Raw genomic sequence first — 20,922 nt, forward strand, 5'->3', positions numbered from 1 at the left:
AAAAATCAACAAAAAAACATTCTTCATAGCCATTTTAACGTATGCTGATACTAGTGATGTTATTCACTTTTCATCTTACCATAGCATTGTTTATCTTCAAAATAGGTTCCCAGCTTCTCCAATTAATTGTTTATTCATTAATATATGTTCAACTGGTGCATTTACTTTCGTAAAAGTCTCGCCAAAAGGGATGTAATTTTGCTTTTTATAAAAAGGCATTGCTGTCATTCTTGCTTCGAGTACAATAGAATTTTTCCCAATAGATAAAGTATATTCTTCAATAGTCTGTAATAATTTTGTTCCAACATGCTTGTTTTGAATATCTGTATCAACACATAAATAATCTAATTTAAGTAGATCTTCTCGTTCTGTTTGAGACAAAACAGCCGTAGCTAGTAATTGCTCATTAGCAAAAGCACCAAGGATATAGGCCTCTTTTTCTTTAAAAAGTTCTTCATCGTAAATACTCCGGTTTAAAGGAACTTTCATCACTTTATCTCGCAATTTTATTGTTTGCTGATAGTTTTTTGAACCATACGATATTTCTTTTATTAACAACCATAGGCACCTTCTTTATTCTTATATGAAAATATATTATAAGCTTGTATAAAAAAGCAAGTCAAGTACTTCTTCGAACAGGGGCTTTGTTTGTAATTATTCATTGAAACGAATAGAATAAAAGTGTAGAAAATAATTATATTCTAATGGAGGTCAAATGATGAATGACAAAACAGTGGTACTAAATGGTAGCGTCGTAAATTACGATGGGAACGTTGATTACTCAAGTATTGCATCTGATGTTGTGGTCTATGACCAAACACCTGAAGACAAAATTTTAGAACGTGTGGATGGATTTAATATTGTCGTCACTAAAGAAATGCCTGTATCCGGTGATATTATTCGCCAATTTCCTGATAGTGTGAAAATGATTTGTGAAGCGGGTACTGGCTACAATAATATAGATATGGACGCAGTACATGAAAAAGGAATTGCTTTATGCAACATTCCGGCTTATAGCACACAAAGAGTCGCTCATACTGCGGTCATGTTCATTTTAAATTTAGCCAGCTCCATGCAAAAACAAATTCGTATGTTAGAAGAAGGAAACCATGATAACTTCCAAAAGCATTTAATGGTAAACCACATGGAAGTCAATGGCAAAACATTAGGCGTGATTGGTTACGGGAATGTCGGGCAAGAAATTATTAAAATTGCGCAAGCTTTAGGGATGAAAATTTTAGTATCTACTCGCACGCCTCGAAAAGATCAAAACGGCATTCATTTTACTACCAAAGAAGATCTCTTTAAACAAAGCGACTTCGTTTCCTTAAACTGTCCTTTAAATGAAGAAACCAAACATACCGTAAATAAAGAAACACTTGCCATGATGAAACCCACCGCTTATTTAATTAATACTGCTCGTGGCGGTTTAGTGGATGAAAAAGCACTCATTCAAGCGATTCAAGATGGCGCGATTGTCGGCGCTGGTTTAGACGTCCAAGAAAAAGAACCGTTAGCTGACGATAGCCCATTATATGATATGGATGAAGTCATTATTACCCCACATATGGGTTGGCGCGGTTTGGAAACTAGAAAACGTTTAGTTTCTTTAATCCGAGATAATATCCAAGCCTTTGCTAAGGGAGAACCAATAAACCGCGTAGATTAATCGTTTAGCCGAGAAATATTTTTAGCTAGGAAAATCCCCAGCTTTTGTGAGAACTCAATGACAAAAGCTGGGGTTATTTTACTCAAAAGACAATCACGATCTTTCCATTATTACCGCTTTAACTAGCATGTTTCAAAGCTGTTTGGATTTCATTCATCGAATAAATCGCTGTAACTCTTGTTTGTAATTTTCCTGCTAAAGTGAAGTCAACCGCCTGTTGTAAATCACTTTGATTAATAGAGACATAATTATGTTCAGCAAACAAACTATGTTTTTCTAACTTACGGCTAATCGCATCATCGCTTACAGTGATCAATTTTCCCCCTTGCTTGATAAAATCGGTCCGTTCTAAAAAGCCTGCAGTATCAAATACAGCATCAAAAACTGGTATCTTTTCTTCGTTGGTATAAACTTCATCTACTGACCACTGTTGTACAATTTCTTTCTGAGCTGTGCTTCGGACAAGTCCAGCTACAGAAAAGCCTTTTTGTTTGGCAATCTGAACTGCATATCCGCCTACAGAACCTGTAGCACCTGTGACGAGTAATGTTTCATCTTGTTTTAACTGTAATTTTTCTAAAGCCTGCAAAGCAGTGACAGCTGCTAATGGAATACTTGCACCAGCGGCAAAATTTATTGCATCAGGTAATTTTACTAATTCATTTTCCGCGATGGCAAGAATCTGTTGCCAACTACCTTGCGGATGCATAGCTGTAACCCGGTCTCCGGCTTTAAAATCAGAATCTTGGTCAGCTTCCATGACAACTCCTGTGACATCCCAACCTAACACTTTAGGGAAATGATCAATCTTTTGAATCGTATTAGGTGTCATATGTTTGATATCTACAGGGTTGATAGAAGAAGCAACGACTCGGACCAATACTTCTTTTGGATTGCGACTTGGCACATCCGCAGTTTGAACTTTTGCCACTTCTGGACCACCGTAATTTACAACTTGGATTGCTTTCATAAAAAACATCCCTTCATTCATTTAATTGTTTATTTGATTTAAGTATAGCTAATGACTAACAAAAAGTCAGTTAAAATGTTTCCAATTATCCCATGAAGTTCGTACACTACTACTCTCTTTGATTCCTACCCTTTGCCGTTATTGCAGTTATCGGTGGCAATTTCTTTAATGTGCCCCCAATATTTTATTTATTGGTGGCAACTCCTTCATTGTGCCCCCGATATTTTATTTATTGGTGGCACATCGCTTATTATGTTACCAAACTATCAACTGACAATTTTTAAACTTCGGAAAGACAATTGAAACCTACTGACAATCATTAGACAGAACTCCCTTATTAAGGCATACTAAAAGCAAGTTATTTCCCACAGGTGGTGTTTATGAATGAAGATATTTATTATTGAAGATGATCAGGTAATTGCAGATAAAATCAAACAGCATTTGAATCAGTGGAATTACGAGGGTATCACTGTAAAAGATTTTCAGAATGTACTAACAGAAGTAATTGCTGCTGACCCACAACTTGTCTTAATTGATATTACCCTACCTTTTTTTGATGGTTACTATTGGTGTCGTGAAATCCGCAAGTTAACCAACGTTCCCATTATTTTTATTTCCTCTGCTATGGAGAATATGAATATTTTGCGAGCAATTGAATTAGGGGCAGATGATTATATTACTAAGCCCTTTGACTTAGAAATCCTTATCGCAAAAATTCAAGCCATTCTTCGTCGAACTTATGATTTTAGCGATGATAATCACTTATTTGAACATCATGGTTTAATTTTTAATAATGATAATTTCACCATTTTTTATCAAGACCAGACAATCGAATTAACAAAAAATGAAGCAAAAATCTTGCAAAAGTTAATGGAAAATAAAGGAAAAATTGTTACGCGTAAAAAATTGATGCTTTCTTTATGGGAATCTGATAGTTATGTTGACGACAGTGCCCTTTATACCAATATTAATCGTTTAAGAAACAAACTGGAACAAATAAAATTACAAGATTTAATTAAAACGAAAAAAGGAGAAGGTTATCTTATTGAAACTTAAAAATCATATATTGATTCAATATCTGTATCGTCGAAGAATCCTTTTACTGCTTGGTAGTTTTTTTACAATTGTCGATATCATTGTTGGCTATGTCTACCAACTGCCTCTAGAAAGAGCACTATTGACCATTGCGATGAGTGGTTTTGTCACAATTATTGTCAGTATTTTTGATTTTTATCATTTTTATCAAACACATACAAAACTAAAACTACTTTTTAAACAAGAAAATTTTGAGCCCAGCGCTTTGCCAAAAAATAGAGGTTTGATTGAAAAAGACTATCAAAAAATTATACAAAAAATGTACGACCACTTGCAGCAGTTAGAAAATAATTCCTTACAATCAGAACAAGAAATACTGGATTACTTCACAACCTGGGTTCATCAAATCAAAGTGCCTATTTCAGCACTACATCTTATCTTGCAAGATCAAAAGGAGGAAATTTCTGATGAATTGGATGAACAATTATTTAAAATTGATCAGTATGTGAATCTTATCTTACAGTATGTACGCTTAGGAAGTTCTTCAACTGACTATCATTTTCAAGAAGTTAATTTAGATGACTTGATACGAGAAAATATTAAAAAGTATGCTCCTTCTTTTATACGAAAAAATTTGGCACTACAATACGATCCTATAAATTTTCATATTGTGAGCGACCCAAAATGGCTTAGTTTTGTCATTGAGCAGCTGCTGTCTAATGCTTTAAAATACACGGATCAGGGAAGCATCTCTATTTATTTAAAAAATCAAGCGCTAGTGATTGAAGATACAGGGATCGGGATTTTAGCTGAAGACCTGCCGCGCATCGGCGAGCGTAATTTCACCGGCTTTACTGGCCGTCAACATAAAAGTGCGACGGGCATTGGCTTTTACCTTTCCAAACAAATTTTACAAAAGTTAGGCCATCATATCACACTGTCCTCTGAACCGAAAAAAGGGACGCAGGTTTTTATTCATTTTGACGAAGAGGAAATTTTAACTAAATAAATCAATCTAACAAAATTGTTAGATATCAAAGAGAAATGCCAGATAAAACTGTAGAAAGGCATTTCTCTTTTTTGCTAAGCTATAGATAATAAGTTAGGAAGGAGAAATGACCATGCCACTTTTACAAGTACAGCAATTAAAAAAAGTGTACACCAACCGTTTTGGAGGAAATAAAGCAGAAGCCTTATCTAAAATTTCTTTTTCCGTAGAATCAGGGGATTATATTGCGATTATGGGCGAATCTGGTTCAGGAAAAACGACACTGCTAAACATTCTTGCGGCCATTGACCAGCCCACAAATGGCAAAGTGTTATTAAATGACCAAGATATTGGACAAATAAGTGAAAAAAATATTGCTAAGTTTCGTCGCGAACACTTAGGTTTTGTTTTCCAAGAATTTAATTTGTTAGACACTTTTTCGCTCAAAGACAATATTTTTCTTCCTTTAGTATTATCAGGCAAAAAATATCCTGAAATGGAAAGCAAGTTAAAACCAATTGCTAAAAAATTAGGCATCGCTTCGCTCTTAGATAAGTTTCCTTATGAAGTTTCAGGCGGGCAAAAACAACGAGCAGCTGTTGCAAGAGCCTTAATAACGCATCCGGCACTTATTTTAGCCGACGAGCCAACTGGGGCACTTGATTCAAAATCAACCAGTGAATTGCTCACTTTATTTGATCAGATAAATAAAGAAGGACAGACTGTTCTGATGGTTACTCATAGTATCCAAGCTGCTAGCCATGCCAAACGAGTTTTATTTATTAAAGATGGTAATGTGTTCCACGAGCTCTATAAAGGAGACGAAAGTAACGAGCAGATGTTTCAAAAAATTTCTCATACGCTCACCGTATTGAGTTCGGGAGAGGATCATTATGCATAGAGGGTTTTATTTCAAACTGGCTGTACAAAGTATCCAGAAAAATCGCCAACTTTATTATCCGTTCATCATATCAAGCATAACAACCATCATGATGACCTTTGTCATTCTAGCTTTATCTACCAATAGTGGGCTTGCGCAAATTCCCGGAGGAAGTAACTTACAAACGATCCTAGGTTTAGGCTATATTGTATTGCTTTTGTTTTCAACTATTTTTCTTTTTTATATGAATAGCTTTCTTATGAAAAATCGAAAGCGAGAATTTGGAATTTACAATATCTTAGGAATGGATAAAAAACATATTACCAAAATACTAGCTTATGAAATGACAGTTATTTGTTGTGTGAGTCTATTTATTGGTTTAGTTGCTGGTATTTTATTAAATAAACTTTCTACTCTTTTAGTTCGGCGAATGTTGGGAGCTTCAATCTCTTTTGGTTTCGAGCTTTCAAGTTCAGCTATTTTATGGACTTTATGTTTCTTTTTCTTTATTTTCCTAGCCATTTTATTTGCCAATATTTACCAAATCCGCCTAGCGAATCCGATCGAATTATTAAAAGCAAGTGATACGGGCGAAAAAGAACCCAAAGCAAAAATCATATGGAGCCTTTTTGGCTTAATTCTTCTGGGGATTGGCTATTATCTTGCTTTGACAATTCAGTCGCCTATTATGGGCATGAGCCTTGTCTTTTTGGCTATTTTAATTGTAATTGCTGCCACCTATTTATTATTTACGACCGGCACTATTACTTTTTTAAAACTATTAAAAAATAACAAAAATTACTATTACCAAACAAAACATTTTATCCCAGTATCGGGAATGCTTTATCGTATGAAGAAAAATGCTGTAGGTCTGGCTAATATTTCAATTTTGTCCGTGGGTGTTATTTTATTACTATCGATTGCAACTTCTTTGTATCTGACAACCGATAATTCCGCAGCTGCACAATATCCAAGTGATGTCATTTCAGAGATTCCTATAGAAAATAGCAATCGCCAAAACGAAAGAACAACCAAAGAGAAAATAAACCAGTCGATTCAACAAGCGGCTGCACAAACAAATGTCACGGTAAACAAGTCCCTATCTTATGCTTATTTAAATTTTCCCGCTTTATTAAATGGTGAAGAATTTCAAGTCACAAAAGATGTATATGCTTCCCAATCTAATCAAAGACCCGCAAATCTTTATTTAATTGATCAAGAAAACTACCAAGCAATTTCTGGTGATAAACTTGATTTAGCGGAGAACCAAGTAGCCGTTCATGGGACAGTCAAAGAATATACTAAAAATACACTATCGATTTTAGGCGAAAATTTTTCAGTACAATCGCAACAGCCTATTGATGAGTTTGCTATCGGAGATGAAACAACCAGTGCAGTCAATGATAGTTATTATATTATCGTTAGTTCTCCAGAAATTCTTAACCAAATTGAACAAAAGCAACAAGATATACTCAAAAATTTAGCAGCTGAAATTAGTATTTTTACGCAATTTGATTTAGAAAATGCTTCTAGCCAAGAAATAATGACATTTTCAGACAGTTATAGAAATCAGTTAGACAATAACAATTTAAAAATTCGTAATGTTGATACAAAAGTTGAAGCTCAAGGGAAATTTGTCGCTCTTAGAGGCGGTGTGTTATTTCTTGTTCTTAATCTAGCTTTATTATTGTTAATGATGACAGTATTGATCATTTATTACAAACAAATTTCTGAAGCTTATGATGATAAAAAAGGGTTTAAAATCATGCAAAATGTCGGGCTAAGCGATACTGAAATTAAACAAGCCATTCGTTCACAAATTTTAAGTGTCTTTTTCCTACCCGTTTTTATAACGGGCATGCATGTTATTGTGATGCTGCCATTAATGAGAAAAGCGATGGTTTTGGTTATGCTAAACCAAGTTCACTTGTTTCCTATCAGTCTTTTAATTGCCTTTCTGATTTTTTTCGTCGTCTATCTAGGTATTTATCGTGTTACTGCTAGAACTTACTATAAAATCGTTAAATAACGAAAGGAGTGGAAAAATCATGCCTTTAACAATGACAGAATTAGCGCTGGTCTTTATTACAGTTGTCGGAGGCGTTGGCCTTCAGATATGGCTTTCTACAAGAAAACAATGGTGGTTAGGATTATTATTACCTTTGGTTTCTTTCGCGTATTCTCTTTACATGGTCTCACGTGCTTCCTTTTTCCCAGAATTGAATACTTTCTTTAAATTGGGTCTCTACTTCCAACAAAACATGCTAACAATCGGACTACTAGTCATCTACGGTATCTGTCAATGGCGTATCTATAAAAAAACACAACCAATATTTCAGTTAACCTATCATCAAATAAAAAATCCTTCGCTTTTATTCATAACGAAGGATTTTTTTTGCTTTTTGAAACGCCACTTAAAAGAAATATTGAAAAACGATTGCACTTAGCTAGCAATAGATCATCGCCTGCTTTTCCCTTTGATTTGCCTTAAGCCTGGCCCATCGTAAAAAAAGGTTGTTCTTTTAGCAAAATTTTGATCGATAAAATCTAAGCTAAAAGAAGCTATTGGCTGATTGATTGATTGGATAGGTGTAATATAGGATAAGGCCTATTTTGACCATCTAGCTTGGAATGACTATATATACGAAAACCGTTTTTAAAATAAAACTTTTTAGCTGCTGCGTTTTGTTCATTTACGTCCAATAGTGTAACACCATGGTTTAAAACCAATTCTTGCAAAATAGCTGTTCCATAGCCTTGCCCCATATACTTAGGTTCAATAAAAAGCATCTCCAAGGAGTTTTCTTTTCGCCCGCTAAAACCAACTAGCTTATCTTCATCATGCCAAAGTTGAACATCTACAAATGGGAGAAAACTAGGAATCTCCCCTCGCATTGCCTGCTTATCTTCCTGTAATAAAAAATCATGCGTCGCAGTCACGCTACGATCCCATAATTCAATAATTTGTTGCTCATCTTGTTTAATCGCCGTTCTGTTGTTTAGCATATCTTCTCCTTAAAAACTTTCGCTTTAATATCTGCTCTTATAGGACATTCATTCCCATTACTTTTGTCCGATCTTGCTAAGTAGGACATAAAAAAGTTAGACTTCTGTCCAGTATTCTAAAACTGGACATTAGTATTCTGTTCTTTTGCCCATAGCTAAAAATTAAAAACTTTTGGCTGACCTTTGCAATATGACTATAAAAACACTTCTTTATTTTAACACGCCCTTATTAAGAAGCCTATCTCTAATATAAAAAAAGAGGCTTCCGATATTAGGAAGTCTCTTAAACATTTATTCTAAACCAATCAAGTAATCGTCGTCGCTCATTGCTTCAACATTACCTAACAGATAGCCATTTCCGACTTGTGAGAAGAAATCGTGATTACTAGTACCTGTAGAAATACCATTCATCACAATTGGATTTACATCGTTAGCGCCATCCGGAAATAGCGGATCTTGTCCCATATTCATCAAAGCTTTATTGGCATTATAACGTAAGAAAATTTTGACTTCTTCAGTCCAGCCAATCTCATCATAAAGTTGCTCCGTATAACGTTCTTCATTTTCATATAGTTCATAAAGAAGATCATACATCCAATTCTTCATTTTTTCTTGTTCTTCTTCTGAAAGTTCGTTAAATCCTAATTGGAACTTATAACCAATATAAGTACCATGAACAGATTCATCGCGGATAATCAGCTTAATGATTTCAGCCACATTTGCCAATTTGTTATTTCCCAAATAATACAAAGGTGTATAAAAACCTGAATAAAATAAGAAAGTTTCTAAGAAGACACTGGCTACCTTTTTCTCTAAAGGTGTTCCATTTTTATAGATTTCATTGATGCGTTCCGCTTTTTTTTGTAAATACACGTTTGTATTGGTCCATTCAAAAATATCGTCAATCTCCGCTTTGGTATTTAACGTACTAAAAATGGAAGAATAACTCTTCGCATGAACAGATTCCATAAATTGAATATTATTTAAAACTGCTTCTTCATGGGGCGTACGAGCGTCTTCTCTAAGACGCTCCATCCCGCTTTCTGATTGGACAGTATCTAAAAGAGTCAATCCGCCGAATACATATCCTACCAGTTGTTTTTCTTCTTCGCTCAAGCTACGCCAGTCGTCTAAGTCGTTTGACAGAGGAATCCGCGTATCCAGCCAAAATTGCTCGGTTAATTTTTCCCATGTTGATTTATCGATAACATCTTCGATTTCATTCCAATTAATGGCTTCGTAATAAGTATTTGCCATTTTTTACGCCTCCTTGACTACAACGTTTAGATGACACAGCTTTCGCATTGGTTGCTGCCGATTTCTTCTTCATCTTCAGTAAATGTACGTACATAATAAATGGATTTAATGCCCTTATGAAAAGCATAGTTTCTTAAAATATTCAAATCACGTGTGGTTTGTTTATTCGTATCTGTCTTCCATTCGTAAAGTCCTTCTGGAATTTCCGAACGTAAGAACAGTGTCAGACTCATGCCTTGATCTACATGTTTTTGCGCTGCCGCATAAATATCGATCACTTTACGCATATCTGTATCATAAGCTGAAGTGTAATAACCAATTGTATCATTATCTAAATGAGCAGCTGGGTAATAAATTTTCCCAATTTTCTTTTCTTGTCGTTCTTCAATTAAACGAGTAATTGGATGAATACTAGCACTTGTATCATTAATATAAGAAATTGAACCCGTTGGCGCAACTGCTAGACGATTTTGATGATACAATCCATATTTTTGTACTTCGTCGCGAAGCTCTTGCCAGTCTTCTGCACTTGGAATAAACACATCTTCAAATAAAGATTTCACTTTATCCGACTGAGGTTGCGGTGCATCTGCAATATATGAAGCAAAATAGCTACCATCTGCATAATCAGAGTTTTCAAAGTTATGGAAAGTAACCCCTCGCTCTTTAGCAATATTGTTACTTTCAACTAAAGTCCAATAGTTTAACAACATAAAATAAAGATCTGTAAACTCAATAGATTCTGGCGAACCGTACTCCATATGGTTCTTAGCAAAATAACTGTGAAGTCCCATTGCGCCTAATCCGATCGTATGGTTTAGTTTATTCCCATTTTGAATGGTTGGTACAACATCAATATCAGATGAATCCGTCACAAAAGTGAGTGCACGAGTCATTGTTTGAACCGATTTGCCAAAGTTAGGACTATCCATTAAGTTGCCAATATTCGTTGAGCCTAAGTTACAGCTGATATCTGTACCAAGTACTTCATAATCCTGCTTGCCGTTAATAACAGAGGGTTTTTGTACTTGTAAAATTTCTGAGCATAAATTACTCATAATAATCTTTCCATCAATCGGATTGGCACGATTAGCTGTATCAATGTTGATAATATAAGGGTAACCTGATTCTTGCTGCAACTTAGAAATTTCATTTTCCAATTCACGTGCCCGAATCTTCGTCTTGCGAATATTAGGGTTATGCACCAAACGATCGTATTCTTCTGTAATATCTACATAAGAAAATGGCACGCCGTATTCTTTTTCTACGCTGTAAGGGCTAAATAGATACATATCTTCATTATTTCTTGCTAGTTCGTAAAATTTATCTGGTACCAGCGCACCTAAGGAGAGTGTTTTAACACGAACTTTCTCATCCGCATTTTCTTTTTTAGCCGATAAAAAACTGATAATATCTGGATGGAACACATTTAAATAAACCACCCCAGCACCTTGGCGTTGACCTAATTGATTGGAATAGCTAAAGCTATCTTCAAACAACTTCATCACAGGTACTACACCACTAGCAGCCCCTTCATAACCTTTAATAGGAGCTCCAGCTTCACGCAGGTTTGACAAGGTAATCCCTACACCGCCGCCAATACGCGAAAGTTGTAAAGCTGAATTAATTCCTCGTCCGATGGAGTTCATATCATCAGTCAACTGTACCAAAAAGCAAGAAACAAGTTCTCCGCCCCGTTTTCTTCCAGCATTTAAAAACGAAGGTGTTGCAGGTTGGTAGCGGCGATGAATCATTTCATCCGCCAAATCAAGAGCCAGCTCTTCATTCCCATCCGCAAAATACAGTGCATTAATCGCTACACGATCTTCGTAATTTTCCAAATACTGACTACCATCATTGGTTTTTAAAGCATATTGCGAATAAAATTTATAAGCAGCCATAAATGAATCAAAATGAAAATTTTGTTCTTTTAAAAAGACATAAAACCTCTCTAAAAATTCTGGTGTATACTTTTTAATAAATGTTTCATCTAAAAATTCATTGTCTACTAGATAATTGAGCTTATCCATAGCAGAATCAAACTTCATTGTATTCGGTTCAACATTTTCTTTAAAGAAAGCATCCAATGCTTCCTTATCCTTATTTAATGGAATTTGTCCATTGACTGGGCGATTAATTTCATTATTTAGTTTAAAGTAGCTCACGTCTTTTAATGTTTTTAAACTCATGCGTACACAACCTATCTATAAAAATAATGGGGTTAAACAAAAAAGAAGGACTTGTAAGTCAAAAGAGACGGACAAATCCAAGCCTTTTTTTAATTTGTTCAAAGAACGAATTAACTTGCTAATTGACGTAATTGATCGGGACGGAAGCCAACAACTGTCGTTGCATCCGAAGTGATAACCGGAACACTTTGAAATCCTTGTTCTTTTAACCAGCCAAGTGCATCGGGTTCATTATCGATATTAATTTCTTCAAAGTTAATATTATTTTCAGCTAAAAAGCGTTTTGTCATTTTACATTGCATACAATTATTTTTAGAAAATAGTGTGATATTCATACTAGTTTCCTCCTCGATGTCGTGTTTTTTTAACTGTGTCTATCATATAATGAGTGATCAGCAAAAGTCAACAATAAAATACCATATCTTGTGTTTGTGAATGGTCAAAGCACTAATTGTTGTGTTTCATCCACAATTTTTTAAAAGTCTTTTACTGCTAAATGAGGAGTTTGCGCACTCTTTTTTACGATAAAAACGAGGAAGAGAGTTTAAAAATTTTTCTATTGTGAAATTAATCTCAATTAAAAAAGTGACTTCTTTTTTGACTGAAAAATTAATCATCCATTTGTTGTTCAAACATCGCTTTGCGTTCTTCAAAAGAAACTTCTTTATGAATTTGATGCAGCATCCATTGATATCCAAATGTGTCCGCTACTACAGCATTGGTTACACCGAAATCAGCCATGTCCGTTAAGGGCATTAGTTCTTGCCAACTGTGATCCTTCGCTCGTTGAAAAATCGCTTTAATATCAGGAACCATGATATTTAACCAAATAGGCACAATTGTTTCTTGTGGCGCTTGCATCCCCGCTTCAGGATTTTCATCAAGTAAATGAATGCGTGTTCCGTAAATAGTAAATACTACTTCATTTTGTCCCTTGGGGAAGTCTGTTTTCTCGATTAATTCTGTCTCAAAGATTTCTTGATAAGTTGCAAAAGCTTTTAGTGCATCACTTACGACAATGTCAATTTCTACTCCAGTATGCATAAAAAGCACCTCCGTTTTTTCTTTATAATTTTAACATAGTCGAAACGGTTTTTACTAAGGGAATTTTTCTTTTTTGATTCTATAGTTATAACAATAGAATGAACAAAAGTGCAAGAAAATAATGTTCATTCGGTTATTGAATGAACATTATGACGCTTAAATAGTGTTCGCTCAACCTCTGAATGAACATTCCAACGCTCAAGTAGTATTCGCTCAACCTCTGAATGAACATTCCAATGCTCAAGTAGTGTTCGTTCAGCAACAATTGGGGAATAAATTCTAAAACCATTCCTCATTCAATTAAAATATAAAAAAGTACAGCACCGGCAATAGGATGATTCTCTAGTTTTTAGCTAAATCATTTTAAACAAAAAAAGGAGCAAGAAATGTTTTTGAAGTGCTTTTGCACCAACATTCTTCTCCTCATGGTTTTGACATCTAATGGGCTGTGGGGGGCTCGAACCCTCGACCCACTGATTAAGAGTCAGTTGCTCTGCCAACTGAGCTAACAGCCCGAAATAATAGTTATCAGGTGTTCATTTAACACTTTATTATCCTACCACCCTGATATAAAAAATGCAAGTTGTTTTTCTATGAATTATTTAAAAAAAGCTGATGTTTTTTATTTTAAGAGTTGATTAAAGTTAAAGCATCGCTGCATGATCAAAAAGCTGAAAATTACTTTTTTCCTTCTCCCTTAAGATATCTGCCCTTTATTGTCAAAACCTAGTTCAAACAATTTGTCTAAGTTGTTTTTGTATATTGTATAAATGAAACTTCTACTCCCTAATCACTTATAGTTCTATAATTTAATGCATCTTTTCTACGAATTCCATAAATAGTTCTTATATTTAATCTTCCCTTATCAGAAAATAAGTCTTGTACAAATTCTAATTGTTCGATCATTTTTTCTCCGTTTGCAAAATCGCCAAAATAAAGCTCATAGATAGCTAACCAAAATTTAAGCGTAATTTTTCCCTCTAAGTTAAGTTGACCTTCATTTATTTCTAAAAACTTAGATTTCATATTCTCAGCGAGCGTGTAATTTCGAATATTTAAATAAATTTGAAATACAATGGAATAAAACGAAATTAATTCATTTAAAACATAGTAAGGGTCTTCTTTTACCAAGTAATTTTGACAGTTTTTTTCAAATTTAAGTGTTAAGTCTTCAATGTTAACAGAAATATTCGAATTTTTTACAACCAAAGGTAAAATAATTTTTACTATTTTTAATTCCTGAAGTGTCCATGTTTTTTCTTCTATTAAATGAATGAATAAAGCATATGTATTGTCCGTAACAGGCATTGACGAATGGTCAAAAGTAAACATCAGAATTTCAGCATAGGCGACCGCATACTTTTCTTCTGAGCGGTTCCTCCCCTTATGGTCTTTTATCCATTGAGACAACTTACTAAAAGAATGATTATCATACATTTCATATATCTCAGCTAATAAAGAATCCATCAGAGGAGATTGGTAATTATTATTTATAAACTGAAACTCGTTAGGGGTTACTGCCAAGTTATTTAAAATCTTAAATAATTTTCCTGATTGAATATCACTATCTCCTCGTTCAAATCGAGTAGCAAAAGAACGCGAGACAATGCCACTGTAAACCTGTTTTTGTGAAATCCCTTTAATCCGACGAATTTTTCGTATTGTAACCCCTACTTGTTCCATAGAAAACTTCTCCTTTTTCACAATCATTTATTTATGCAACTTCTTAAGCAATTAAAAATAATTTCTCTTATCTTTTACCAAAATGATTCATTATTAACTTTATAATAATCTTTCATTAAAACAAAGAAAAGTAAGTATGTAGCATTTATGCAACATATTAAAAATTTACGTAACGATTATTTTGTTAAAGTTCTATAAAACAAGGGTAATAGAAACAAGAGGTGAAGAATTATTATAAAAACCAAAGAATCAAACATTCAAATTGTTAAAAGTACTCTGAGCAATATCATCAACTCTTTAAGTAACAATATGCTTTCCTATGGCCTGGGCTTAATGCTTTTAAGACAAACAAATTCTGCTATTAGTTTTGGTATAGAAATGATCATTGCTCCTGTAGTTGGTGTTCTTTTTGTCATTCCTATTGGCAATCTTGTGGATAAATATAAACACAAAAGCTTGCTCATCGGCAGCTCACTAATAAAAATCTTATTTCTAATATTCTTCATCCTATCGATTGACCATTTTAATGGGTTATACAAAATGATTCCCGTGGTTCCTTTTGTTGCAGTGAGTGCTCTGTGTTCTAATATTTCAACCGTTACCTATTCTGCATCCGTTCATGAACTCGTTCATTCAAAAAAGATACAACGTCTCAGTTCACTAACCAGTGCAGCCAATTCATTTTCTAATATTTTTGCTCCGGTCCTTGGTGTTAGTTTATATGCTCTATTCGGTTTTGATATTTTTATTTTTATTGGAATTATCAGCTCCTCTCTGGCTTTTTTGTTAATATTATCTCTAAAATTCCATTATCAAACAGAAGAAAACTCAAATGACGTAAAAGAAGAGAGTTTTTCTCAATTACAGAGCTTTAAAGAAGGTATAAATTATATAAAAAAGCGTAAGCTAATTACAGATATTATCCTTATATCCATGTTTCTCAACTTTATTTTTTCGTCTATGAATATTGGCATTCCTTATATGATTGAAGCTGAATTAAATATTGGTACGAGCCCCATTGGATATTTGAACACATCTGATGCTATTGGTTTGTTATTAGGAAGTCTATTTATGAATTTTTTACCGGCAAAAAGAGGCACCTTTTTAAAAATAATCCTTCCAGTATTTTCTTTGGGAGTAGAAATATCTTTACTAGGAGCTCTTTTTCAAAACATTGATAAGTCTTTTCTAATTACCTTATATGGAAGTGCAACTTCCTTTTTTATAGGTTTCTCATTAGCAATCATAGAAGTGAATAACATGGTTTATTTACAAAAAACAATTGCAACAGCAATTCTTGGTCGTGTAATGTCCATTCTTACCACAGCAAATAGAGCGCTTTTGCCCGTCGGTTCTTTAGCTTATACTTTTTTATTTGATAATATACAGTTTGGCTCCTACATTTTTATAGGAAACGGACTCTTATGTATTATTTTTGGCTTATTCATATTTCCAAGCTTGTTAAAAGCAGTTAAAAAAGACAAATTATTTATCAAAGAACATGCTTGGCCCAATAGCCACTTAGAAGAGAAAAAGTAAATTCTAATATAAATTGTATAGTGCCAAAAAATAATCCCCCTAGGAAAGATACTGTAAAGAAGCTAGACAAAAAGCCATCATTTTATCCTATAATCAAAGTTGAAAAACCTTATGAAATTAATGTTTTTAAAACATATTTCATAAGGTTTCTTCTTTTTGCTAAAGTTTCGCCCAGCTCCTTTTTTATCGTTTTAGTTTGTTTCATAAGGAAAAAGAAAATAAAGAATCATCAATTGAATGAAAATCGAAACTGAAGTTTAATTCTTGAGGAGTTAAGTATTTTGAAAGATAATTTTTTTCATTCATCAGAAAATTAGAATTTTGTTTTGTTAAAAAAGCCATAAGATTCGCTTTTTTAATCAATACCAAACCTTCTTCTTTTTCTCCACTTAGATAAAGAAATAAACCTTTCAAATTAAAAATCCTAGCACGATGATAATAATCTTTATCTCGGTCATTAAAATAGCTTTCTAATTGATTGATCAATTGTTTAGCCTCATCAAGGTAATATTCATCAAGTAAAAACAAAATAATATTGTTGTAGATATAAAAAAGCATAGAAAAATTATCATTTCTGAAAGTATCATAAAGAATTTGCTTTTTTTGTAATTCTTTAAACAAGTTAGCCATAAAAGTTTTGTCTAAAAACTGAATCGCATGACCAAATAAATATAATTCAAAAAAAAGTCCAATTTTCAATTTTTTGAAAATAATCTTCAAGTATGGTTCGTTCTTCATTTGTAATCGTAGCGGCTCCTAAAGTAGTCAACATCATTTTTAATTGAATCGTTTGTAATGTGGCAAATTTTCCTGATTTGTTTTCCCAAATCGTTAGATAATTTTGAAGTTGCTTAATATCTCCATTCTGATAAGCACGTTGAAAGTTGGGCAACAGATCGTTATCATCATCATTTCTCATTTGATACAAAAATTCGAACTCAGATAGTTGGACATTAATTCGACTCAGCAATTCCAACAAATGAGTAAATGAAATGTCTGTTAGTCCTCGTTCAAAACAAGACAAAAAAGGAACAGAAACAATCCCTTGGCTTGCCTCTTGTAGCGTAATGCGTTTACTGGTTCTAAATTCTTTAAATATATAACCTATTTCCATTTTTTTCACCTATATGCAAATTTTTTATCTTTTATTTTACATCTGTTCTAATATAAAAGCTATTAAATGAGTCCAACTCATATTTAGGAGGGAAAGAATTTGCACATTAATCATTCAAAGTTTAGATATCTTTGGCTCAGTTTTTTAGTCTCGTCAATTGGCGATTGGCTATATAAATTAGCCATACCTATTATTATCCTTGAAAAAACTGGATCGGCTTATCATGCAGCTACAACTTTTGGCGTGTTCTTTATTCCTTGGGTTCTTTTTTCACTACTTGGGGGGAGTTTGGCAGATAATTACGCGAAGAAAAGAATTTTAATCATAGGGAACCTCTTTGCCTCATTAGCAGGCTTATTTTTAATTTTTATTGTCATGAATGGAACGATAAATTTTAGTTTATTATATGTTGCTGTATTTGTCTTAGCGTCCGTTGACCCATTAATTCACCCTAGCTTTCAAAGCGTTATTCCTGAGGTTATAACATCTGATCGATTTGCCAATGCAAATGCAACGATTCAAACGATTGATAATACATTATCAATTTTGGGTCCACTTATGGGAGGGTCTATTGTTACCTTGTTAGGCGGTAGCAATGCCTTGTGGCTTGATGTAGGGTCGTATTTTCTTGCGGCAGTTATTCTATTGGGTCTTCCAAAGAGTAGTACAAAACAACAACCTATGGCCCAAATGTTAAAAAAGTTATGTAAAGATATTGTAGAAGGTGCACAGTATAGCTTTCAGCAACGAGTGATTTTTAGTGGTTCTATGATGTTTTTATTTACCAATTTTGCACTTAACATGTTTGAAGCGAATTTCATTTTCTATATGACACAATCTCTTCATTATCCGGTGATTGACGCAACGATCGCTATGTCTATTGGGGGAGTTGGAGCATTATTTGCCGGTATTATTGGCGGGAAAGTTGTCAATCAATTTAGAGCAGGTTTCTTACTATCGTCAAGTACTGTTTTGGCTGGTATTAGCACACTGTTATTATTACTTAGCACAAATTACGTTTATATCGGTATTGTATTAGGACTTATAAGCTTTTTTGGAAATATTAATGTAATTACTTATTTTACGTTGCGTCAAAGAACTGTACCTAAAGAAATGTTAGGGCGTGTAGTATCTGTAACACGTATGGTGTCTTACGCATCTATTCCAGTAGGCTCGTGGTTTGGTGGACTATTATTAAATCATGGTCAATCAATGCTCGTTGTTATTCTTTTAGCAGGAATAATCCGTACTTTAGCCGGGATAGGAGCAAAATTTTCACCTTTAGGAAAAGAAGAATAGCGATTTAGATTTATTATGATTTCTATTTTTCATTATTTAATCTTTAAACCGATGACCACTTACACATAGAAGGCATCTTATGCGATACTTAAAATAAAAATCTTCCAACAAGAAATTTCATCTACAGAGAACAAAAAAATCCAATAAAACTAAAATTTAATTTGGTAATCAGCTTCTTAATTGTTAGGTTTATGTTCTTACTTTCAATTCTAAACGATAATTTGCCATAAAAATAGCGGTCCCCAAATGTTAGATTTTTTGTCTAACTCTTCGGGGGGCGCTTTATTATATACACTGCTTAGATTTTCTTTTTCTACTATTTTTTTCTTCGATGGATCTCAGATAACTCGGCAAGTAGAGCACCTAAAATAATAAATAAACCTGGTAACTTAAATTTCCCTGTAGCAAAGTACCAACCTATGAAACCAATCATGATAACTATAGATGTTTCCACTATTGCTGAAAGGTAAGGACGGTTTTTTTCAAACCTTTGATATTTTCTTAATAAGTTCTGCATGTTGATATCATCCTATTGATATAAAGTTTGCAACAAATGTAAGAATCTCTGTTGAACGATGGCTATGTTATTTACGCCTGTGTCTTTCTATTAAACACATAGTAGCTACTACTGAGAGTATTCCCCATATTCCATTTATTTGAAAGTCGCGATTGATTATATATTCCAACACTATCCCTATAATGCTTCCAATGATAGCTCCTATTATAATCATTAAATACGGATGTTCATTTTCTAATTTACGTAATTTTTTTAACAAAGCGATCATCCTTATTAACTGTTCTTCCTTCGTTTGTAATTGCAAAATAAATTAAAAGTAACCGTCCTGAAAAATCTAATAACAACTTTACCGACTTAAGTAACTATACAAATCTCTCTTTATCCGCAAAACATGGATTTTTCAACAGATAAAAAAGAATAAATCCAAGGCCTTCTATTTATTCTTTTTCTTGAAGAAACCTTATACTATGTGCGTAACAATTCAATAGGAATACACATTACAATTCTACTATCGGTAAAAAGGAAAAACTGCTCGCTATCAGTACCGCCATCTTAAGAGAGACACTGTTAAAAACTTATTTCTTCCGAATCAATGAATAAACTGTTGTGACTAAAAATGCTACTGTACAACAAATTAACGACAAAAATAATGAGTGAATAAAAATATGAGGTTCTGAAAAATTAGCTAATAAAGAAGCCACAAAAAATATCGGAAATATAATGATACACTCAATTAAGTTTTTCAATATCCAGTTATCTGTAAATTTGGCTGCAAACTTTGATAACCAGTTGTTCATTATAAAACAACCTTCCGTTCGAAATTATTAGCAGTAGTAATCACAACAAGCAAACAGACGAAATAAGACTAAAATAATTTAATTACTAGCGTTTACAATTTATTCAAACGGCAAAAGTCTTAAATTAAGATAAAAACATTGCCCTACAATCGCTCCTACATAAAAAATCATAAATAATGATTAAAAATAATTACAAAACTAGTGAGTCATTATACGCAAAGATGTGATTGTGTTTCAGTAAAAATGCCGAAAGCAATACATAACGTATTTGTGTGACACTACTTTTTTAAATCACGCAATATAATGTATTCATAAAACTTAAAAAATAGGTTAACGCAATTTTAATTTAAGAAGTCATTACTTATACTTTTTTGTATATATATACCCAAAAATAATATTTATTAGGTTGGAGATGCTCCAGTAGAAAAGCGATACTAAAGAAATCGCTGCTAAAATAGTATTTTTGTCATATACATAATACAGGATAATAAATGTCAGAAATATGAATATTAGCAAACGATACAGCCATTTTAATGTTTTTTGATCTGATTTCATTACAATCTTTTCATCTGTTTTTTCTTCTCCAATACTCTGATGTTCATTAACTGGCGTTTTCTTATCATTTCTCATCCCTATAAAAACAAACAGGTTTAAAACTACACCTATAATGTCTTTGGCCACGCTCCATAAGTCTGGCCAGTCTTGAAATATAAAAACTAGGAAGACAAAGGCCAATAAAAGGAACAGCCAACTTCTCCACTCAAAAAATTTCATCACAAAGCCCTTTCAAAAAACATCAGAAAAAATAATCTTTCCGCAATTTACTTTATTCTGTATTTTATTATTAAAAAATATTAAACAATGTGTATTTTTATGGTTATATTTCACTTAGTCGACGTTTTTTAATGCCTTATACTTTACTATTGGAACGTCAC

Annotated in this window: 20 protein-coding genes and 1 tRNA gene; 8 read left to right on the forward strand and 13 right to left on the reverse strand. The window is 33.4% G+C overall.

Annotated features, from left to right (window positions below; all coding sequences use genetic code 11):
* Window positions 1-96 precede the first annotated feature (96 nt).
* The gene (locus tag TS1_RS03020) at window positions 97-558 is read right to left on the reverse strand and encodes a GNAT family N-acetyltransferase (RefSeq protein WP_068707698.1); all 462 of its coding nucleotides are present in this window, start codon (window positions 556-558) and stop codon (window positions 97-99) included.
* Between the two features lie 160 nt (window positions 559-718).
* Here TS1_RS03020 and TS1_RS03025 point away from each other — a divergent pair, with 160 nt between their 5' ends.
* On the forward strand, window positions 719-1,669 hold the full coding sequence (locus TS1_RS03025; protein WP_068707700.1) for a 2-hydroxyacid dehydrogenase: 951 nt from the start codon (window positions 719-721) through the stop codon (window positions 1,667-1,669).
* A gap of 118 nt (window positions 1,670-1,787) precedes the next feature.
* Here the strand turns inward: TS1_RS03025 and TS1_RS03030 are convergent, their stop codons facing one another.
* Window positions 1,788-2,639 (reverse strand): NADP-dependent oxidoreductase, encoded by an 852-nt coding sequence (locus TS1_RS03030; protein WP_068707702.1) that lies wholly within the window; start codon window positions 2,637-2,639, stop codon window positions 1,788-1,790.
* A gap of 384 nt (window positions 2,640-3,023) precedes the next feature.
* Between TS1_RS03030 and TS1_RS03035 the strand changes: the two genes are divergently transcribed.
* The 5 genes from TS1_RS03035 to TS1_RS03055 all read left to right on the forward strand — a co-directional run bounded on the left by TS1_RS03035 (window position 3,024) and on the right by TS1_RS03055 (window position 7,989).
* Window positions 3,024-3,695: a response regulator transcription factor gene (locus tag TS1_RS03035; protein ID WP_068707704.1), complete on the forward strand. Its 672-nt coding sequence runs from the start codon at window positions 3,024-3,026 to the stop codon at window positions 3,693-3,695.
* Entirely contained in the window at window positions 3,685-4,683 is a 999-nt protein-coding gene (locus TS1_RS03040) for a sensor histidine kinase (RefSeq protein ID WP_068707706.1), read from the forward strand. Before TS1_RS03035 ends, TS1_RS03040 begins: the two co-directional genes overlap by 11 nt.
* 112 nt (window positions 4,684-4,795) lie before the next feature.
* Window positions 4,796-5,563, forward strand: a complete 768-nt coding sequence (locus TS1_RS03045) for an ABC transporter ATP-binding protein (RefSeq protein ID WP_068707708.1) — start codon at window positions 4,796-4,798, stop codon at window positions 5,561-5,563.
* On the forward strand, window positions 5,556-7,571 hold the full coding sequence (locus tag TS1_RS03050; RefSeq protein WP_068707710.1) for an ABC transporter permease: 2,016 nt from the start codon (window positions 5,556-5,558) through the stop codon (window positions 7,569-7,571). The genes TS1_RS03045 and TS1_RS03050 overlap by 8 nt, the downstream gene beginning before the upstream one ends.
* A gap of 19 nt (window positions 7,572-7,590) precedes the next feature.
* Window positions 7,591-7,989 carry a hypothetical protein gene (locus TS1_RS03055; RefSeq protein ID WP_068707712.1) on the forward strand — a complete coding sequence of 133 codons (399 nt, stop codon included), beginning with the start codon at window positions 7,591-7,593 and terminating at the stop codon, window positions 7,987-7,989.
* 115 nt (window positions 7,990-8,104) lie between these two features.
* Here TS1_RS03055 and TS1_RS03060 read toward each other — a convergent pair whose 3' ends face one another.
* From TS1_RS03060 to TS1_RS03090, 7 genes are all read right to left on the reverse strand, one after another.
* A complete protein-coding gene (locus tag TS1_RS03060) occupies window positions 8,105-8,548 on the reverse strand; it encodes a GNAT family N-acetyltransferase (RefSeq protein ID WP_068707716.1) in 444 nt (147 codons plus the stop codon).
* Window positions 8,549-8,839: 291 nt separating this feature from the next.
* The gene (nrdF, locus tag TS1_RS03065; protein ID WP_068707717.1) at window positions 8,840-9,805 is read right to left on the reverse strand and encodes a class 1b ribonucleoside-diphosphate reductase subunit beta; all 966 of its coding nucleotides are present in this window, start codon (window positions 9,803-9,805) and stop codon (window positions 8,840-8,842) included.
* A 26-nt stretch (window positions 9,806-9,831) separates the two neighbouring features.
* Window positions 9,832-11,994 carry a class 1b ribonucleoside-diphosphate reductase subunit alpha gene (gene nrdE, locus TS1_RS03070; protein WP_068707720.1) on the reverse strand — a complete coding sequence of 721 codons (2,163 nt, stop codon included), beginning with the start codon at window positions 11,992-11,994 and terminating at the stop codon, window positions 9,832-9,834.
* Between the two features lie 110 nt (window positions 11,995-12,104).
* Window positions 12,105-12,329, reverse strand: coding sequence for a glutaredoxin-like protein NrdH (gene nrdH, locus TS1_RS03075; protein ID WP_068707722.1), 225 nt, complete (start codon window positions 12,327-12,329; stop codon window positions 12,105-12,107).
* A 274-nt stretch (window positions 12,330-12,603) separates the two neighbouring features.
* Entirely contained in the window at window positions 12,604-13,038 is a 435-nt protein-coding gene (locus TS1_RS03080; protein WP_068707723.1) for a VOC family protein, read from the reverse strand.
* Between the two features lie 442 nt (window positions 13,039-13,480).
* Window positions 13,481-13,553: transfer RNA gene (locus tag TS1_RS03085), tRNA-Lys, on the reverse strand.
* A gap of 271 nt (window positions 13,554-13,824) precedes the next feature.
* Window positions 13,825-14,721 carry a helix-turn-helix domain-containing protein gene (locus tag TS1_RS03090; RefSeq protein ID WP_068707725.1) on the reverse strand — a complete coding sequence of 299 codons (897 nt, stop codon included), beginning with the start codon at window positions 14,719-14,721 and terminating at the stop codon, window positions 13,825-13,827.
* Window positions 14,722-15,009: 288 nt separating this feature from the next.
* Here TS1_RS03090 and TS1_RS03095 point away from each other — a divergent pair, with 288 nt between their 5' ends.
* Window positions 15,010-16,260: an MFS transporter gene (locus TS1_RS03095; RefSeq protein WP_281177356.1), complete on the forward strand. Its 1,251-nt coding sequence runs from the start codon at window positions 15,010-15,012 to the stop codon at window positions 16,258-16,260.
* 201 nt (window positions 16,261-16,461) lie between these two features.
* Here TS1_RS03095 and TS1_RS12690 read toward each other — a convergent pair whose 3' ends face one another.
* Both TS1_RS12690 and TS1_RS12695 read right to left on the reverse strand, forming a co-directional pair.
* Window positions 16,462-16,959, reverse strand: coding sequence for an Rgg family transcriptional regulator (locus TS1_RS12690; RefSeq protein ID WP_245610098.1), 498 nt, complete (start codon window positions 16,957-16,959; stop codon window positions 16,462-16,464).
* The gene (locus TS1_RS12695; protein ID WP_245610099.1) at window positions 16,937-17,374 is read right to left on the reverse strand and encodes a hypothetical protein; all 438 of its coding nucleotides are present in this window, start codon (window positions 17,372-17,374) and stop codon (window positions 16,937-16,939) included. Before TS1_RS12695 ends, TS1_RS12690 begins: the two co-directional genes overlap by 23 nt.
* A 99-nt stretch (window positions 17,375-17,473) precedes the next feature.
* Here TS1_RS12695 and TS1_RS03105 point away from each other — a divergent pair, with 99 nt between their 5' ends.
* Window positions 17,474-18,673, forward strand: a complete 1,200-nt coding sequence (locus TS1_RS03105; RefSeq protein WP_083498233.1) for an MFS transporter — start codon at window positions 17,474-17,476, stop codon at window positions 18,671-18,673.
* Window positions 18,674-18,989: 316 nt separating this feature from the next.
* On the opposite strand, the gene TS1_RS03110 is transcribed toward TS1_RS03105, so the two are convergent.
* Together TS1_RS03110 and TS1_RS03120 are read right to left on the reverse strand one after the other, a co-directional pair.
* On the reverse strand, window positions 18,990-19,190 hold the full coding sequence (locus TS1_RS03110) for a hypothetical protein (protein ID WP_068707728.1): 201 nt from the start codon (window positions 19,188-19,190) through the stop codon (window positions 18,990-18,992).
* Between the two features lie 1,154 nt (window positions 19,191-20,344).
* The gene (locus TS1_RS03120) at window positions 20,345-20,761 is read right to left on the reverse strand and encodes a hypothetical protein (protein WP_068707732.1); all 417 of its coding nucleotides are present in this window, start codon (window positions 20,759-20,761) and stop codon (window positions 20,345-20,347) included.
* Window positions 20,762-20,922: the final 161 nt, after the last annotated feature.

This window comes from Tetragenococcus solitarius NBRC 100494 (assembly GCF_001544195.1).
Taxonomy (GTDB): domain Bacteria; phylum Bacillota; class Bacilli; order Lactobacillales; family Enterococcaceae; genus Tetragenococcus; species Tetragenococcus solitarius.

Bases quoted from the DNA above. Each gene is read 5' to 3' on its own strand.
- TS1_RS03045 (WP_068707708.1), top strand. From the start codon at position 4,796: ATGCCACTTTTACAAGTACAGCAATTAAAAAAAGTGTACACCAACCGT.
- nrdH (WP_068707722.1), bottom strand. From the start codon at position 12,329: ATGAATATCACACTATTTTCTAAAAATAATTGTATGCAATGTAAAATG.
- TS1_RS03120 (WP_068707732.1), bottom strand. From the start codon at position 20,761: ATGAAATTTTTTGAGTGGAGAAGTTGGCTGTTCCTTTTATTGGCCTTT.
- TS1_RS03025 (WP_068707700.1), top strand. From the start codon at position 719: ATGAATGACAAAACAGTGGTACTAAATGGTAGCGTCGTAAATTACGAT.
- TS1_RS03060 (WP_068707716.1), bottom strand. From the start codon at position 8,548: ATGCTAAACAACAGAACGGCGATTAAACAAGATGAGCAACAAATTATT.
- TS1_RS03050 (WP_068707710.1), top strand. From the start codon at position 5,556: ATGCATAGAGGGTTTTATTTCAAACTGGCTGTACAAAGTATCCAGAAA.
- TS1_RS03090 (WP_068707725.1), bottom strand. From the start codon at position 14,721: ATGGAACAAGTAGGGGTTACAATACGAAAAATTCGTCGGATTAAAGGG.
- TS1_RS12695 (WP_245610099.1), bottom strand. From the start codon at position 17,374: ATGGAAATAGGTTATATATTTAAAGAATTTAGAACCAGTAAACGCATT.
- TS1_RS03055 (WP_068707712.1), top strand. From the start codon at position 7,591: ATGCCTTTAACAATGACAGAATTAGCGCTGGTCTTTATTACAGTTGTC.
- TS1_RS03030 (WP_068707702.1), bottom strand. From the start codon at position 2,639: ATGAAAGCAATCCAAGTTGTAAATTACGGTGGTCCAGAAGTGGCAAAA.
- nrdF (WP_068707717.1), bottom strand. From the start codon at position 9,805: ATGGCAAATACTTATTACGAAGCCATTAATTGGAATGAAATCGAAGAT.
- nrdE (WP_068707720.1), bottom strand. From the start codon at position 11,994: ATGAGTTTAAAAACATTAAAAGACGTGAGCTACTTTAAACTAAATAAT.
- TS1_RS03080 (WP_068707723.1), bottom strand. From the start codon at position 13,038: ATGCATACTGGAGTAGAAATTGACATTGTCGTAAGTGATGCACTAAAA.
- TS1_RS03110 (WP_068707728.1), bottom strand. From the start codon at position 19,190: ATGCAGAACTTATTAAGAAAATATCAAAGGTTTGAAAAAAACCGTCCT.
- TS1_RS03035 (WP_068707704.1), top strand. From the start codon at position 3,024: ATGAAGATATTTATTATTGAAGATGATCAGGTAATTGCAGATAAAATC.